14 protein-coding genes are annotated in these 16,544 nt (G+C 63.1%); 6 read left to right on the top strand and 8 right to left on the bottom strand.

What is annotated here, in order from left to right; translation table 11 throughout:
• Positions 1-15: 15 nt before the first annotated feature.
• Positions 16-1,053, bottom strand: coding sequence for a GNAT family N-acetyltransferase (locus BMY67_RS06515; RefSeq protein WP_177189725.1), 1,038 nt, complete (start codon positions 1,051-1,053; stop codon positions 16-18).
• 129 nt (positions 1,054-1,182) lie between these two features.
• On the opposite strand from BMY67_RS06515, the gene corA reads away from it, so the two are divergent.
• Positions 1,183-2,394, top strand: coding sequence for a magnesium/cobalt transporter CorA (gene corA, locus BMY67_RS06510; RefSeq protein WP_092769721.1), 1,212 nt, complete (start codon positions 1,183-1,185; stop codon positions 2,392-2,394).
• A gap of 161 nt (positions 2,395-2,555) precedes the next feature.
• Here the strand turns inward: corA and BMY67_RS06505 are convergent, their stop codons facing one another.
• Positions 2,556-5,312, bottom strand: a complete 2,757-nt coding sequence (locus BMY67_RS06505; RefSeq protein WP_092769719.1) for a hypothetical protein — start codon at positions 5,310-5,312, stop codon at positions 2,556-2,558.
• A 236-nt stretch (positions 5,313-5,548) separates the two neighbouring features.
• Here BMY67_RS06505 and BMY67_RS06500 point away from each other — a divergent pair, with 236 nt between their 5' ends.
• On the top strand, positions 5,549-7,036 hold the full coding sequence (locus BMY67_RS06500) for an APC family permease (protein ID WP_092769717.1): 1,488 nt from the start codon (positions 5,549-5,551) through the stop codon (positions 7,034-7,036).
• A gap of 96 nt (positions 7,037-7,132) precedes the next feature.
• Here the strand turns inward: BMY67_RS06500 and BMY67_RS06495 are convergent, their stop codons facing one another.
• Positions 7,133-7,870, bottom strand: coding sequence for a carboxypeptidase-like regulatory domain-containing protein (locus BMY67_RS06495; RefSeq protein ID WP_092769715.1), 738 nt, complete (start codon positions 7,868-7,870; stop codon positions 7,133-7,135).
• A 324-nt stretch (positions 7,871-8,194) separates the two neighbouring features.
• Positions 8,195-8,599, bottom strand: a complete 405-nt coding sequence (locus tag BMY67_RS06490; protein WP_092769713.1) for a hypothetical protein — start codon at positions 8,597-8,599, stop codon at positions 8,195-8,197.
• A gap of 201 nt (positions 8,600-8,800) precedes the next feature.
• Here BMY67_RS06490 and BMY67_RS06485 point away from each other — a divergent pair, with 201 nt between their 5' ends.
• The 3 genes from BMY67_RS06485 to BMY67_RS06475 all read left to right on the top strand — a co-directional run bounded on the left by BMY67_RS06485 (position 8,801) and on the right by BMY67_RS06475 (position 11,993).
• On the top strand, positions 8,801-10,132 hold the full coding sequence (locus tag BMY67_RS06485) for an NAD(P)/FAD-dependent oxidoreductase (RefSeq protein ID WP_092769711.1): 1,332 nt from the start codon (positions 8,801-8,803) through the stop codon (positions 10,130-10,132).
• Between the two features lie 38 nt (positions 10,133-10,170).
• A complete protein-coding gene (locus BMY67_RS06480; protein ID WP_092769709.1) occupies positions 10,171-10,395 on the top strand; it encodes a hypothetical protein in 225 nt (74 codons plus the stop codon).
• 221 nt (positions 10,396-10,616) lie between these two features.
• Positions 10,617-11,993 carry a 4Fe-4S binding protein gene (locus BMY67_RS06475; RefSeq protein ID WP_092769707.1) on the top strand — a complete coding sequence of 459 codons (1,377 nt, stop codon included), beginning with the start codon at positions 10,617-10,619 and terminating at the stop codon, positions 11,991-11,993.
• A 24-nt stretch (positions 11,994-12,017) separates the two neighbouring features.
• Here BMY67_RS06475 and BMY67_RS06470 read toward each other — a convergent pair whose 3' ends face one another.
• Entirely contained in the window at positions 12,018-12,407 is a 390-nt protein-coding gene (locus BMY67_RS06470; RefSeq protein ID WP_177189724.1) for a hypothetical protein, read from the bottom strand.
• Positions 12,408-12,545: 138 nt separating this feature from the next.
• On the bottom strand, positions 12,546-13,352 hold the full coding sequence (locus tag BMY67_RS06465; RefSeq protein WP_092769703.1) for an IS5 family transposase: 807 nt from the start codon (positions 13,350-13,352) through the stop codon (positions 12,546-12,548).
• A gap of 1,126 nt (positions 13,353-14,478) precedes the next feature.
• Here BMY67_RS06465 and BMY67_RS06460 point away from each other — a divergent pair.
• Positions 14,479-15,618 (top strand): replication initiation protein, encoded by a 1,140-nt coding sequence (locus BMY67_RS06460; RefSeq protein WP_092769700.1) that lies wholly within the window; start codon positions 14,479-14,481, stop codon positions 15,616-15,618.
• Here BMY67_RS06460 and BMY67_RS06455 read toward each other — a convergent pair.
• A complete protein-coding gene (locus BMY67_RS06455) occupies positions 15,600-15,992 on the bottom strand; it encodes a hypothetical protein (protein WP_092769698.1) in 393 nt (130 codons plus the stop codon). The genes BMY67_RS06460 and BMY67_RS06455 overlap by 19 nt on opposite strands.
• Before the next feature lie 170 nt (positions 15,993-16,162).
• A complete protein-coding gene (locus tag BMY67_RS06450) occupies positions 16,163-16,477 on the bottom strand; it encodes a hypothetical protein (RefSeq protein WP_092769696.1) in 315 nt (104 codons plus the stop codon).
• Positions 16,478-16,544 lie beyond the last annotated feature (67 nt).

The following is a 16,544-nucleotide window of genomic DNA, read 5'->3' as shown; positions in this document are numbered from 1 at the left end:
TGACAGCACCTTTTTTCACCTCCCCTTCAGCCCCTCTTCCCCCAACTCCTTGCTAAACGTCAGCTTGAGGCCCGACACAGCGCCAAGGTGGCGCTTGAAGCGCAGTAGCGACGCATTGGGCCCGTCTGGCAGCATAGATGTTCCCAGATCGAGCAGGCGCATACCACTGGCCCGGCCAAAGGCATGCAGCCCGGCCGTAAGCAGCACCACCGGACTCAGGTGGTTGTAGGCCAGGGGGCTGGCGGGATAGAAGCTGTAGAGCACATCGGGGCGCACCTCGATTACGACCGACACGGCCGCCCACTCGCCGGCCGCGTCGCGCACCGAGAACAGCAGCGTCTGCCGCGGCAGGGCGCGAAACAGGGCCTGCAGCTGCTCCAGCGACATAGAAAGCTCCTGTCCCTTCTCCTCCCGGCAGCGGCGCAGAAACTCGTAGGCCAGCGGCAGCAGCAGCGGCGGCTCCTGCTCGAAGCGCAGTCCGTATCGCTCGCACTTGCGCAGCCGCCGCCGCTCCGAAGGGTGCAAGTGGGCCTCGAAATCCAGGCTCAGGGGCAGGTAGCTGTTGATTTCCACGGGGCCGACAGCATAGCCCAGCCGGCCCAGAACGGTGGTGAGGCGGGCACTGGCGGCGGGCTCGTAGGCGAAGGCGTGGGGCCGCAACATAATATGGCGTACGCCCCGCGCCTGCAGCGCGCTTTCTGCGGCTTCCAGAAACGCCTGCAACGCGCTTTCGGGCAGGTTGGGGGCCGTTTGCACTGCCCCGAACGGGGCCCGGCCGGGGCTGCGGGCCGCGTGGCCATCGGCACTCAGGTACACCGCCAGCTGGGCTACGGTGTGGGTTTCGTCTTCCAGAAAGAAATGCAGCACCTCGCCCGCCGGCCACTCCTGCAGGGCCTGGTGCGCGGGCCGCAGGTACAGCCAAGGCACGTAGGCCGGCGGCCGCACCGATGCGGGCGCGGGGCCCGGCAGCCGCCGCAATACGTAGCCCGCCCCGGCCGAAGCAGGCAACGGCAGCAGATGAGCAGCAACGGCGGTAGTAGAGGGCGAAGGCAAGGGCAGAACCGGAATCGGGAGGCGAAAGTACGATGATTTACATCGGCCTTGAGCCCGGCCGTCGCCGCGGCCGAACGCACTTTTCCGGCAAAATCCCGTAAACTGTTGCCGTTCTGCTTTTCCGTGCCCATGACCCCGCCGCCCCCCGCCTCGCCCGTACCTGCCACCCCGCCCCTGGCCCCTCCCATTCATAACGAGCACGACCACGAGCTTTCCGCTGCCGATTTGGTGGAGCTGGAAAAGGCCCGCCGCCTGCGCGAGGAGCACATCGGCCAGCGCCCCGGCACGCTCACGATCCGCCCCGACGCGCTGCCGCCGCGCCTGCTGCTGACCAGCTACGGCGAGGATTTCTTTCATGAGCACGAATACGCCGGCTACGACGAGCTGCTGGCATTTTTCCGGCAGCACCCCGAGCACAAGCACTGGATTGACGTGCGCGGCTACAACGACCTCGACCTGATGGAGCGCCTGCAGCAGGACTTCAACATCCATCCGCTGCAGATGGAGGATGTGCTCAGCGACTACCAGCGGGCCAAAGTAGAGGAAACCGACGACGGCCTGTTTCTGGTGTCGCGCATGACCGAGTTTACCCGCCTGCTCACCGTCGAAGACGACCAGCTCTCCATTTTCACCGGCTCCAACTACGTGCTCACCTTTCAGGATGATTACGACGACTGCCTGGAACCGGTGCGGGTGCGCCTGCGCACCGGCCGCAGCAGCCTGCGCCGCCGTCCGCCGCTGTACCTGGCCTACTCCATCACCGATGTGGTGCTCGACCACTATTACCCCACCATGGCGGCCATCGGCGACTACCTCGAAACGCTGGAGGAGCGCATTTTCCAGGGCCGCGCCGACCGCCGGGTGCTCAGCCGCATCCTGCACGTCAAGAAGGACATTGTGCGTTTCCGCCGCCTGGTGTACCCCGAGCGCGAGAAAATTGCCGAACTGCTGCGCATGCCCGACGAGGACGTGCCCGAGGATATCAAGGTGTTCTTTAAAGACTGCTACGACCACGCCATCCAAGCCCTGGATCTGGCCGAGAGCTACCGTGAAACCGTGAGCAGCCTCATCGATTTGTACATGTCGGACCAGAGCAATCGGGCCAACGAGGTGATGAAGGTGCTGACTATTATCAGCAGCATCTTCATTCCGCTAAGTTTTATTGTGGGGCTGTACGGCATGAATTTCCAGCGCGAAGGCCCCGACGGCCACGTCAATCCGCTCAACATGCCCGAGCTCTACAGCCCCTGGGGCTACCCGGTGCTGCTAGTGCTGCTACTGCTCATCGTCATCGGCCAGCTCACCTACTTCTACCGAAAAGGTTGGCTGACGAATCGGTGAGAAGGTGATGGGGTGAGAAAGTGCCTGTCATCCTGAGCGCAGCGAAGGACCTGTACAGAAGCTAACTACTGATGCCAGCCTCCGTACAGGTCCTTCGCTGCGCTCAGGATGACAGTTTTTTTCCTACCCCCTAGCCATCAACCTAGCCCCGGCTTACTTCCCTACTTCACCAAAATATCCGTGCGCCGCAGCTCGTTGCCGTTCACCCTGAACAGGTGGAAGGTGCTGGTGGTGGGGTTGTAGGTGAGGTCGACGCGGGGCGTGGTGCTGTCGAAGGGCTTGCCGCCTACCAGGCGGAAGCGGGCGTCGTAGAGGTAGGCTTGGCCGGGGCCGGTTTCGGTGAGCACGTAGGCCTGGCGGTTAGGGCCGAAATCGAAAAACTGCACCGAGCGCGGGGCCGTGGTCAGGAACGACTGGCTGAGCAGGGTTTTGCCCTCGGGGTCGAAGAGCGTGAGCTGGCCGCCGTCTTCGCGGCTCACCACGTAGCCGCGCTGCTGCTGGTCGGCCACGAGGCGGAAGCGCGAGTTGCGGCTCCAGGTGGCTACCCGGCGCCGGGCCACCACGTCGCCGCTCAGGTTGAAGCTCACCCGCTCGCCGTGCTGGTTAACCACCGTCAGGCGGGTGCGGCGCAGGGTGGGTGCAATTTCCACGAAGGCCGCGCTGGCCAGCCGGGCGCCCACGCTCAGCGGGAAGCCCGGGAAGGCCCCGCCAGCCTGGTCGAAGGCGTACACGTAGCCGTTTTCGAGCAGTACCAGCACCACGTCGCGGCCATCCACGAGCAGGTACTGCGGCGGGGCGGCGAGCCGGAACTCCAGCTGCTTGGGCTGCCAGCCGGGGTAGGCGCGGCCCTGGGTGTCGTACATGAACAGGTTGCTGCCGCCCCCGGCCACCAGCAGCCGGCGCGCGGCCCCCTCGCGCGCGGCCGGCGACACGCTCAGCGAAGTGGCGCGCACCGTATCGGGCAGGTTGAGCGGGAAGTTGGGCTGGGGCTGGCCGCTGTTGTTGAACTGGAACAGCTGCCGGGGCGTGGCCACCAGGAAGCCCGCCGCCCCTGGCAGCCGCACGGTTGGCCCCACCAGCGGCCCGGGCAGGGAGTCGGACCAGGCCACCACGTTTTCGGGCGTTACGTAGTGCAGCACGTGGGCCGTATCCTGCACCAGCACGCCCGGCAGTCGGACGCCGGCCACCACCACGGCCTCGGGCGAGCTACTCAAGGGCACCTTGAAATCGAGGACGCTGCCCGTGCCGTCGGCGTTCTGGGGGCGGGCCTCGGCGGGGCCTTCGGCCGGGTGGCGCAGCAGAAACTGCGTGAAGTACTGGGCCCCATCCTCCTGCTCGTTGTCGGCGGGCACCCACTGCAGCGACACCTGCGGGAAGCGCTTGAACAGCGTTTCGTTGCGCAGCAGCCCGGCGCGGCGCTGCTCCTGCAGGCCCCGCAGTAGCAGGTTCCAGCAGTTGCGCGTATCGAGCAGCACCCGCAGGCGGGCCAGGGGCTGGGTTTCCTGCAAAAAGGCCACCTGCGTAGGCGAGCGGCTCCAGGTACTGCCCGCCACCATATCGGTCAGGTACTGGCGCAGGGCGGCCTCATCATCGCCAAATACCACGTAGCTGCCTACCTGCGCCACCACCGGCCGCGGCCCGAAGCCCGTGAACAGGTCGCCGAGCAGCTGCTGGGGCAGCTCGGCCACGCCGGTCTGGTAGAGCTGGTAGCTGCCCACTTTGCCAAACGAGGGGCTGGCCCCCACGGCCCGCCGCAGCCGGCCCAGCAGCGTGGTTACGCGGGCCGGGTCGGCGGTGTAGGCCAGCGCCAGCTTGCCCGGCCGCACCCGCGCCGAGTTCGTGCTCAGGTAGCACAGCGCCACCTCGCGGCTCAGCTGGCCGCGCAGGCTGTCGAGCAGCGCCGGCACGGCCGGGGCCAGCGAGTCGGTGGCCCCGGCCGGGGGCCGGGTGCCGCGCAGCGCCGTTACCGGTCCCAGGCCCAGATGAATGACCAGCGCGGCCCGCAGCGGCAGCACTTCGGCCATGCGCAGGCGCTGGGCGGGCTGGCCCTGCAGCCGCTGGTGCAGGCTGCCGCGGGCCGTTTCGGGGTTGGCAAAGCCCTGGAAAACCACCTTGTTGCCCGCCAGCCGCATTTCCGTCAGCTCGTTACGGGCCAGGCTGGCTACGGCGGCCATTTCGGGGGTCAGCTCGCTGCGGAACAATACGCCCAGCAGCTGGGGCAGCCGCCGCTGGTTGAGCAGCAGCGTGGCGTCCACGTCGCGCAGCCGGAAATAGTCGGTGCTCGTGAAGTCGGCGGCCACGGTGGGTGCCCCGGGCCGGGTCAGGCGCCGAACTACGGCTTCTACCAGCTGCGGCGAGCTGCTGAACACGAGATGGTTGCGGTAATTGAGCAGCGTCAGGCCGCGGCTCTCCTCGCCTTCGGCGCCGGTGCGGCGGCCCACATCGGTAAGTACCTGGCCCTCGTAGTCGCGGGTGGTTACCTTGAAATCGGGGGCGCGGCCCAGGCTTTCGAGCAGCCCGCGCACCTGCCGGTACTCGCGCACGCTGCCAATGGGCACCTGAAACAGCAGCCCGAACTGCTGGGGCCCCGTTACGTGCACCGAGGTAAGCACCCGCTTGCGGCCCAGAAACTTCAGCAGCACGTCGCGCCCCCCGGCCAGGCTGTCCACCAGCACCAGGTTCTCTTCTACCTGCTGAAAGTAGCGCACGGCCGTCAGGTTATCCCAGACCTGGGTTTCCTTGAGGTGACGGATGAGCGTGGGGTGGTCGCGCGTCATGGCCACCAGCACGGCATCGTCGGGCACCAGGGCCCAGGGGTCGACGGGCACGCTGGCCACGGTGCGCCGGTAGTACACGTAGGAGCCCAGCGCCGTGAGCAGCAGCAGCAGGGTAAGCCAGACGAGTACACGGTTCGACATGCAGAGGGAACAGGGGCGCAATGGGGGAGGTGGGCAAAAATAGGCAATCGGGCCGGAGCGGGCGGTGACTCGGTGAATGGGTGGGTTGTCCTTGTCAGCCGGGCAGGTCGTCCAGAGGATAGTCTGGCTTACTCAGTCGCCAACCCGCTCATTCACTCAGTCACCAACTCACCCGTTCACCGATTCACCGGCCATTCTCTATCTTCCGGCCCCATTCCCTCTCTTCTCTTTACCAGATGTCTGAAAAGCAAGGCCATTTCCAGCGGGCCATTACGCTGTTTGATGCCGTCATGATTGTCACCGGCAGCATGATTGGCTCCGGTATTTTTATCGTTTCCTCCGATATCAGCCGCAAAGTGGGCTCCTCGGGCTGGCTGCTGGTGGTGTGGCTGCTGACGGGCGTGATTACGCTGGCCGGGGCCGTGAGCTACGGCGAGCTGTCGTCGATGTTTCCGAAAGTGGGCGGCCAGTACGTGTACCTACGCGAGGCCTACAACAAGCTGGTGGCCTTTTTGTACGGCTGGACGCTGTTTCTCGTCATTCAGACCGGTGTAATTGCGGCCGTGGCCGTGGCCTTTGCCCGGTTTACGGGGGTGCTGGTACCCCAGATTTCCGAAACCAACGTGCTGTTTGAGGTGCAGAACATGCCGCTGCTGGGCTCGTTTCGGTTCACGATGGTGCAGCTGGTGGCCATTGCCATGCTGGTGCTGCTCACCTATATCAACTCGCGGGGCGTGCGGGCGGCCAAGTTTATTTCCAATGTATTCGGCAGCACCAAGCTGGTGGCGTTGGCGCTGCTCGTGCTGTCGGGCGTGTTTTTCGGCATCAAGCAGGAGGCCCTGAGCCAGAACTTCCAGAACGTGTGGCAGGCCGTGAGCTTTGATGCCGCCGGCCAGGGCACGCCCCTCACGGTGGCCGCCCTCGTTACGGCCATTGGCCTGGCCATGACGGGCTCGTTGTTCAGCTCCGATGCCTGGGCCAACATTGGCTTCGCGGGCGACGAAATCGTGCGGCCCGAGCGCAACATCGTGCTCAGCATGGCCCTGGGCACGGGCATCGTAACGGCGCTGTACCTGCTCATCAACCTGGTGTACCTGCTGGTGCTGCCCCTGCACGGCGACCCGGCCGCCACCGATGTGCTGGGCCGCGGCATTCAGTACGCCACCGACGACCGCGTAGGCACGGCCGCCGCCGAAAGCATCCTGGGAGCCCCCGGAGCCTACGTAATGGCCGTGCTGATTATGGTTAGCACCTTCAGCGCCAACAACAGCATCCTGCTCGCGGGCGCGCGGGCCTTCTACGCCATGGCCAAGGATGGCTTGTTTTTCCGGGGTATGGCCCGCCTCAACAAGGCCGGCGTGCCGGGCGTGGCCCTGTGGGGGCAGTGCGCCTGGGCCAGCCTGCTGTGCCTGTCGGGCTCATATGGCGAGCTGCTCAACTATGTGATGTTCTCGATAATTCTGTTCTACGTCATCACCATCATTGGCATTTTCGTGCTGCGCCGCACCCGCCCCGCCGCGCCCCGCCCCTACCGGGCCTGGGGCTACCCGGTGGTACCGCTGCTCTACATCGCGCTGGCCTCCACGTTCTGCTTTATCCTGCTCACCGACCCCGATAACTCCAAATTCGCCCAGCGCGGCCTGATGCTCGTGGCCCTGGGCATTCCGGTGTACTACCTGTTCCGCAACCGGTTCAAGAAGCTGGAGGGAGAGGAAGAAGGGTAAGCCGAAGAGAAAAAGCTAAAAGGAAAAGCCGTTGAACAAGCCCCGTGCGGGCGTTCAACGGCTTTTCCTTTTAGCTTTTTCTCTTCAACTTGACTCCTACCTTTTGCGGCGCTTGGTGCCTTCCTTGGGCAGCAGCGTCACAACCTGGGTTTTGGCGTTGCGCGAGCGAAGCAGCTGGTCTTCGTAGCCGCCGTAGCCATAGAGCAGCGTGTTTTCGGTGCCGGCCGGCACTTCGAGCGAGTAGTTGCCGTTGGCGTCGGTGCTGGTGGCCGCGCGCGAGCCTTTGAGCAGAATGGTGGCGCCGGCCAGCGGACGGCCGTTTTCGTCCAGCACCCGGCCGGTCATGTTCAGCGTAGCGGGGGCGGTTTCGATGGGCTCTGCCACCGCTACGGGGGTGGCGGGCACTACCGGAGCCAGTATTGGCTCATCCGCGTCGTTATCGGCGGCGGCGGTGGCCGGGTTGGCGGCGGCGCGGGCAGCGGCAGCCGTACGCGCGGCGGCGGCCGGGGTCGGCTTGGCCGCATCGGCGGGCGTAGCGGCGGCAGTGGCAGTGGCAGCCGTAGCGGGCGCCGTTTCGTCGGCGATGCGCGTACCCGTTATCGAGGCTTCGCCTAGCTCCATGGTAGGGGTGGGCAGCTCGGGGGCGCTGCTGGCCTGGGTTATGGAGGCCGGCAGCATCAGGTAACCGGCCAGCACGGCGGCCACAATGCCGCCGGCAATGAGTGCCAGCCGGCCGTTGCCCGACGACAGTTCCTGCTCGTCCGGGAACATACCGGGCGAATAGTCCTCGTTTTCGGGCGTGGTTTCGGGCGTGGTGGGAGTAGAAGGGTCCATAAGCGCGGCTTGGTAAAAGCAAAAAAGAAGAGCGCCTGAGTTGCCGGATTAAGACAATAGCTTCTGTATTATCCTGATCCGACATTATCGGCTCCTAAAGATATAGGATTCGTGCTGTCTTTTTCAACCCTTTCTTCGGTTAAAAAAACAATTCTGCCCAGAGAAAGAGTTGCTTTAGCCTATTATTCGCAATTCGTCCTTGAAATAGGCCGGCTGATAAAAGCAGAGGCCCCGCAGGACGTCTGGCCTGCCTTCACCGAATCCGAGGATACGATCAGAGGTAGCCAGACACCCTGCGGGGCCTTTATTTTTGCCGGTCGCGCCTTAGTCGTGGGCGGGCTTGGCGGGGCCGCTGGGGGCATCGTCGCCAAACTCCTGGTCCTGGGTGCGCACGCCGTTGCCCATTTCGTAGCTGCCCTCTACCCCGAAACCGGGACCGGTGTTGGCCGGGGCCGCGTCGGAGTGGTCGTTGCCGCCCTGGGGCACGCCCTCGCCGCCGCCGATAGTCAGGTTTTCGAGCTGGTCCTTCTGGTCGGCGCGCTGGGTATAGCCGCCGGCGCCCACGTTGCGCTGGGCCGAGGGGTCGGAGGCATCTTTGCCGTTGCTGAGCAGCTCGTCGTACTCCTGCTTCTGCTGGAGTTGCTCGTTGTCGGGAATAGCGCTGTTCGTGTCGTTCACGATTTGCTTGTTGGTATTCAGGTCGTTGTCGTTTTGGTTAGCAGTAGCCATGGGATTAACGAAGGGAGTGAAAGAAGATGTTTGCTTTACGCGGGGCCAACAGGTGGGGTTAAGTCTAAATTCGGGCTACTTTCGTAGGTGAGCCGGGGTGTCTTCGCTTTCAAACACCTGGCGGCCCCGCGTGTTCCGGGTGTGCGGCGTCGGGCAACAGTATAACCGCCCGCTACCCCTTTCGTTTTCCTCACCGACGCTATGCACCTGGTTATCATCGGCAACGGCATCACCGGCGTTACCTGCGCCCTCACGGCGCGGCGGCTGCGGCCCGAGGCCCGCATCACGCTGGTGTCGGCCGAAAGCGCCCACCACTTCTCGCGGCCGGCCCTGATGTACGTGTACCTGGGCGACCTGCGCTACCAGGACATTAAGCCCTACGAAGACTGGTTCTGGGCCGAAAACCGCCTGGAGCTGGTGCACGCCACGGCCACCGGCCTTAATGCCGCCACCAAAACCGTGCAGCTCGACAACGGCCCGGCGCTGAGCTACGACAAGCTGCTGCTGGCCACCGGCTCGCGGGGCCGCCGGGGCATCTGGCCCGGCTCGGAGCTAACCGGCGTGCAAACCTTCGTGACGCTGCCCGACCTGGAGCTGATGACCCGCGACACCCGCCAGGGCGTGCGCGAGGCCGTAATTGTGGGCGGCGGCCTGATTGGGGTGGAGCTGGCCGAGATGCTGGCCGTCAAGGGCATCCGGGTTACCATGCTCATCCGCGACGCCCGCTACTGGGGCTCGGTGCTGCCGCCCGAGGAAGCCGCGCTGGTGCAGCACCAGCTTGATGCCCACCACATCCTTACGCGCTACGCAACCGGGCTGGAGCAGATTATAGGCGACGCAAACGGCCGGGTGCGGGCCGTGCGCACCACCGACGGCCGGGAGCTGCCCTGCCAGTGGCTGGGCCTGGCCATCGGCGTTGAGCCCAACCTGGATTTGGCGAAGCTCGGTGGCCTGGAAACCGACCGGGGCGTGCTCGTGGATGAGCACCTGCAAACCAGCGCCCCCGACGTGTACGCGGCCGGCGACTGTGCCCAGCTGCGGGTAGTTGCCCAGGGCGAGGTGGCCGTCGAGCAGCTCTGGTACACTGGCCGCCAGCAGGGCGAAACCGTGGCCCACACCCTCTGCGGGGCCGCCCCCCGCCCCTACCGGCGCGGCCAGTGGTTTAACTCGGCCAAGTTCTTCGACCTCGAATACCAGACCTACGGCCGCGTGCCCGCCGAACCAGTTACGGGCGAACTCAGTTTCTGCTGGCAGCACCCCACCCGCGCGGCGCTGCTACGCATCAACTTCCGGTCCGACTCGCTGGCCGTTACGGGCCTGAACGTGCTGGGCCTGCGCCAGCGCCACGACACCTGGGCCGCCTGGCTGCAAGCCGGCACGCCGGTTACCGAGGTGCTGGCCAACCTGGGCGCGGCCAACTTCGACCCTGAGTTTTTCCGCCAGTATGAGAAGATTATTGTGGCGGACTTTAACCAGCAGTTCCCACAACACGCGGTGCAGCTGCGCCGCCGCAAGGGCCTGTTCCGCGTATAGCCGGACAGCGTATTCCGACTCTATTTTTCCTTTCCCGCATGGATTTCAGCAAGCTTTACCACCCCAGCGCCCTCAACAGCTTCCAGTACATTGCCCTGGTGGGCGCCATCATGAGCGGCGGCGCCCAGCTCATCATCCGCCTGCTCGACTATCCGCGCCCCGAAGGCTACCTCTACCTCTACTGGTGCTGGCTGGGCCTCTATATCGTTGGCTCGCTGCTCAACCTGTTCGGCAAACCCTCCGACGGCCACCATCATCATTAGAAGTGAGAAGTGAGAAGTGAGAAGTGAGAAGTGCGAAAGGGCACGTCATTGCGAGCGGCGCGAGGCAATCTGGCTGGGCAAAATGACAAGTATTTCCAAGCAGAAAGTCCTTATTCAGCGCGGCTATTTAAAAGGCTTTCTCTTCACAGAACTTTGCTGGTGATTCCCGGACTGCTTCGCGCTTCCCGCAACGACGTTCTTTATATATGCAAGCCTGACCAATGGATTCCTCCCAAACCCTGACTGCCGATGCGCCGCTGCCCGAGGTGGCGGGCACCGAAAAGCTGCTGCTGAGCCTGGTGGCCCTGGGGCTGCTGCTGCTGCTGCCCGCCACGTTCGATGCTGATGCCTGGCGGGCCCGCTGGTGCTTTTACGCGGCGCTGGGGCTGCTGAGCGCCGGTACGCTGGGCTGGGCCGCCTGGAAATACGGCCGCAAGCCGCCGGGAGTGCACAACCATAACCTGTGGCTGCGCGCCAGCACCAGCCGCGGGGCCGTGGCCTGGGTTACGGGCCTCGTGCTCACGGGCTTCTACGTCATCCTCTACTGGTTCAGCAGCCCCGACGACCAGGGCAATTTCGGCCCCCTCAACCAGCTCGTGCACGCCCTCGACCCGGTCAGCCAGCTGCTGCGCAACCGGCCCTCCGACCAGTGGTTTTTGTACGGCACCTTCTACACGCTGGCCATCTTGCTGATGGGCGGGCGGGCGCTCTGGAAGTACCGCCACTCGCCCTACCACCTCATCCGCACCGGGGTGCTGATGTTTTTTCAGCTGGGCTTTGCCTTTCTGCTGCCGGGGCTGCTGCTGGCCTTTCAGCGGCCCGAGTTCTATTTCAGCTACTTCTGGCCCCTCAAGCCGGAGTACCTGTTTCCGGATACCGTAGGCTACCTGCTGAAGGATGGCGGGCCGGGGCTGGGCGTGTTCATGGTGTTCTGGACGGCCGTTATTTCCCTGGTCGGCGTGCCCGTGCTCACCTACTTTTTCGGCAAGCGCTGGTACTGCTCGTGGGTGTGCGGCTGCGGCGGCCTGGCCGAAACCGCCGGCGACCCGTACCGCCAGCTCGCCGACACCAGCCGCACCGCCTGGAAGTGGGAAGTACGCATTATCTACACCGTGCTGGTAGTTATCGTGCTGCTTACGGCCCTGCTGTGGGTGGGCGCCTCGGGCGCGGTGCCGGCCCTGGCCTCCGTTACGCAGCCGCTCAGCCAGGCCTACGGCTTCGCCATCGGCTCAGTGTTTTCGGGCGTGATTGGGGTGGGCTTTTACCCGTTGATGGGGGCGCGGGTGTGGTGCCGGTTCGGCTGCCCGATGGCCGCCTACCTGGGGCTGCTCCAGAAGCACTTCTCGCGCTTCCGCATCACCACCAACGGCGCTCAGTGCATTTCGTGCGGCAACTGCTCCAACGTCTGCGAAATGGGCATCGACGTCAAGCAGTATGCCCAGCGCGGTGAGCCCATCATCCGGGCCTCCTGCGTGGGCTGCGGCATGTGCTCCACGGCCTGCCCCCGCGGCGTGCTCAACCTCGAAAACGGCCCCCGCGAAGGCCGTTACCAGGGCTCCCAGCTCATCCACGCCGACTCGCTGCGGATTCTGAGTTAAGCTGATTGTAAGGACTACCGCGCCCTATTCTCCATCCGTATTACTCCGCTGGCGGCTCAGGCGTAGTTCCAGGACCCGGGTATCTTCGTTGCTCCAGATGAAGTTTTGCACGTCTTCGATGCGGAAGACCACCAGTCCGTCATTAGCGCCATACTCGGTGTAGCACTCCATGAGCACTTGCTCGGCCGTAAGGCGGCGCACATAGCCCGAGTAATCCATGCCGATTTGCGTGTACACATTCACGAGCTGTCCTTGCTCATGTGCCCTTTCTAACAACAGTGGTATCGTCAGGTACTCCTGTTCCAGGAATGCCGGAGATTTAAGGCCAGCGTATACTTTATCCAGATTATCAGCTTTGAATTCAATATGACGGATATACTGGTCATCGTAGTCAATCTGAAATACGTCGGCCATATTGTAGGATTGGATGGCAGTGGGCATACCGTCGCGATTAATAATACGTAGCACCGCCACTTCGTCAGAGAAGCTTAGCACATAGCCCACCGAAAACCGGTTTGGGTCGCTAGTGAGAGTGCGTATCCCTAGAGGCTGTTATGGACTGGTGGCTCGGAAAACGCCTTTTGCCAGCAGGAGTGTAACGAAGGCCAGGAAGTGAAATTGCTGCATCGTCAGGGCCAGGCGTTCGTAGTCGCGGGCTAGGCGGCGGAAGCGGGCGGCCCAGCCAAAGCTGCGCTCGACGACCCAGCGGCGGGGCAGCAGCACAAAGCCGGTCTGGCCTTCGGGCTTGGCAATGACTTGTAAGTCAATGTCGTGCACGGCGGCCGCGTACTCAGCGTCTTCGCCCGTGTAGCCCTGGTCGACATAGGCTACCTGCACGGTTTGGCCCGTGACCTGCTGCACCCGCTCACAGAGCGCGTCAACCTGCCCGCGGTCGGGCTCGTTGGCCGGCGTGACGATGGCGGCCAGCAGGTGGCCCAGCGTGTCGACGGCCACATGCACCTTGCTGCCCTTGCGCCGCTTGGCCCCGTCGTAGCCGGCGCGGGCCCCGCTTTCGGGCGTGCTCTGCACCGTGCGCGAGTCCAATATGACGGCCGTGGGCTCAGCCTTTCGTCCGGCCAACACGCGGGCCAACTCGCGCAAATCGGCCATCATATGCTCAAAACAGCGGTTGTCGCGCCAGCGGGCCCACTGCTGGTACACGGCGGGCCAGGGCGGCAGGTCGTGGGGTAAGTAACGCCAGCCGCAGCCGGTTTTAACCAAGTAGCGCAGGGCATTGAAGACGGCCCGAAGGTCGTGCTGCCGTTGTGGCGCGTCTTCGCGCACCAGGGCCAGATAGGGCGCTACAAACGCCCATTCGTCATCCGTCACGTCGCTGGGATAACCATTTCGTTGTGCCATCCCCTAAATTACGCCACCAGTGCATAACAGCCTCTAGCCCGCTGTCTCGTTCATACAAGGCGGTAATAAGCGCCAGAATGGTGTCCGTAAACCGGGTGATGAGCTGCTGGCAATACGGGAGTGCCTAGGTCGCTCCCCCGCCCAATTGCATGCTAAAGAGCCGGTCCCCCGAGGCGCGCAGGTCTTGGCGCAGGTTGACGATGGCCGTATTGAAGACGACCAAGTAGGTTATCACCGCCATCAGCGCGGCGGGTATCGCGCCAACTTTGCCCGCGTACACCACCGACGGGCTATCAAGCCGGTCTAGTCCACGCACAGCGCTGTCGCTGTGAGCGCCTGCCCGCGCCGCCCAAACCCTACCAGCCGCTTGGCAATCACAGTTTTGTGCGCCATCTGGTAGTAGCGCAGGTGAGCTTTGATAGTGGCGCCCCAGTTAGTTTTGTGGAAATGGGGGTTGCGTTGCATGCAATCCCGCCTAGTAGGGCCGTCTACATGGTCTGGCGCAGGGAGTTGGCCAGCTTTTCCTCCAGTTTGCGCACCACTTTGTTTAAAACTTTGGTTATCACTTCGCGGGCGTAGGGGAGGGGGGTGCCATTTCTCACGTAGATCGGCGGCTTATTCTACATCATCCGAGTGGAGCGAATGACCGCAAAAAGCAAGTGCCATTTTTCACGTAGTCGCTCGAAGAGATAATTCCTTTAGGCCCACGTGATTCCCTGCAATTCTACCGGCGCCCTATATGGCCCTAATTTACTCCTGGAGGCCCTTTTTTGGCTAAATTAGCCGGATTACAAAGCTGCTTTAGCCTTTTTAACTTTCAAAAAATCAGAGTCTCTTCTGTCTTCTTAAAGCTATTCTTTTACTATTCTATATTCAGGGGCTCATAACTAACTGTTTAACAGTATTTTAAAACCGTTATCTACGTGAAAAACGGCACTCTGCTGCGTGAAAAACGGCACTTTCCTACGTGAATACTGGCACTGTCTACGTGAAAAATGGCACTCTGCTGCGTGAACACTGGCACCGCCTGCGTGAAAAATGGCACCCGTGTCTTAGCCCCGGGCCAGCAGTCTTTAGCAGACTCTCGCCACAGCGGTCACGGGCGATGGGGCTACCTACGTGAAAAATGGCACCGGGCTTGCCAATCTACGGCCGGAATCAGGGCGTTCGCGAATGCCGCGAAACGCTTATCTTGGGGCCGCCCCCGGCCCTTATAACCGAGGGCATTGTATCTGCTATGGCTTCCTCCACCGTGCCCGTCCCGCTATACCCCCGGGCTTACCAGGCTAATGCCCTGGTGAGGGCCCCGCTGAAGCTGACTCATGTGGAGGCCCGCATATTCGCGCTCGCCCTAAGCTGTATTCATCAGGGACAGACGGAGTTGCCAGGTATCTCTATTCCCCTGAGCCGGGTGATGACTCAGAAAAAAGGCGGCAGCGTGTATGAAACGATTCGCGATGCCTGCAAAAGCCTGATGTCAAAAGTGGTTAGCATCGAGTCGCAGACGGGTAACAGGCGGCGGTTTACGGCTTATTCCATCATCAGCTACCTGGACCTAAACGAGGGCACTGGGTTTCTGACCGGCAACTTCGCCCCCGAGATCAAGCCCTTTCTGCTTCAGCTGGCCGAGCAGTACACCCATGTGGAACTGGAAACGCTGCTCACTCTGCGCTCGGCCCACGCCCACCGCCTGTACTGGCTGCTCAAATCCTGGGATGACGTGGGCCAGTGGGAGGTGCCGTTCGAGGTGCTGCGCCGGCAGGTGCTGGGCGATGACAATGAGGTGACCTATCCGCTGTTCTACGATTTCAAGCGCTACGTGCTTGAGCCTGCTTTGCGAGAGCTGTATGCGCTGGGATGGGTAGTTACCTACGAGCCCCTCAAGGACGGCAAAAAGGTGCACGCCGTGCGCTTTGCCATTCCTCGTCCTCTGAGTCAGCTGGCCGAGCAGGGTACGGAGGTCGTCGGCAAGGGCCGTGCACGGACGCCGCAGGCGCAGATGAGCCTGGAGCTGCCCGCCGACGCCTCCACGCTGCAGCAGCGCATGGTCACGCGTCTGCAGAAACTCCGCATGACCGATGCGCAGATCCGGCACGTGCTCGATTTTGTGGCCGATGATGAAGCACTCATTGCCCGGCTCATGAAAATAAGCCACCCGTTGCTGCGCGACTTTGAGGCCGGCAATAAGACCTTCGATAACCTGGGCGGGGCGGCTATTAACCTGCTTAAAACGGAATTCCCCCGCCTCTATCCATTGCTTAAGTAAGTGCCAAGGAACTGCTGATAAGCCAGATGATGCTTGCAGCCGCTCGTTGGACAGCGGGCGTCCGGGTAAGGCTGGTTATTCCAGGCCGCGAGACAGTTATCGTATTTCGGTAGGATGCTCAACACACGATGCTGCTTTTGTAATTCGCCGGCCAGCCAGGCGCCAGTGAGCGTGGTGGTGTTAAGGTGGGTGTACAGCCGGCCGTACTGCAGGAAATAGCCCCCGGCGGGTAGCGCCTGTTGCAGCCGCTCGAAGTTGTTGGCCAATTCCCTCTCGTTTCGTTGCAGAGCCGCCGGGTTATTCACAAGCACCACCATGTAGCGGTAGTCATCGCCCAGCCAGGCGAGGGCTTCTGCTTCGTGGACCTGCACCAAAGCCCAGGCCCGCGCCGATGAAGTTTCGCGCCGTTCAGTTGGTACCGGGACCGAAGGACGAGTAGTTTCTGAATCGTTGCCTGCAGCGCAGGTGGCACCCGCGGATGGCGGGCCATCAGGTCGCAAAGCCGGCCATTAGTCCAGTAGGGCTCGGTGTCGATGGCTACTACCTAGGTTTTTTGGCCGGCGGCCGCTACTCCGTTGAGCTTCCGCAACTGCTGCCACAGCCCGAACTCCCGTTGCATTTCCGCCGACGGCTTGCTCGGTTGCTCTCGAACCGACGTGGCAGCCGAATCCAGCCATTGCGTTTGGCCAGTTTGCACGTAGCGGTCCACAAAGTACACGTAGGTGTAGCTGCCCTCCTTCACGTAGTAGCGCACCCCGGCTTTCTGATGTAGGTAAGCGAATAGCTTGAAATGACGCTGCTCGTTGCCGGCATTGTTGTGCGCTTCTCCCGACACGAAAACGTCGTAGCGTGGCACCAACGTATCGAGCGGCCCAGCGTGCGGAAATCGGTGGTGAAATCCAGGGCCACGGGTGCGGCTACGGGCG

This window comes from Hymenobacter actinosclerus (assembly GCF_900111515.1).
GTDB classification, from domain to species: Bacteria; Bacteroidota; Bacteroidia; order Cytophagales; family Hymenobacteraceae; genus Hymenobacter; species Hymenobacter actinosclerus.
Note: the sequence above shows the minus strand (reverse complement) of the source record. Positions and strands in the feature narration are given on the sequence as shown.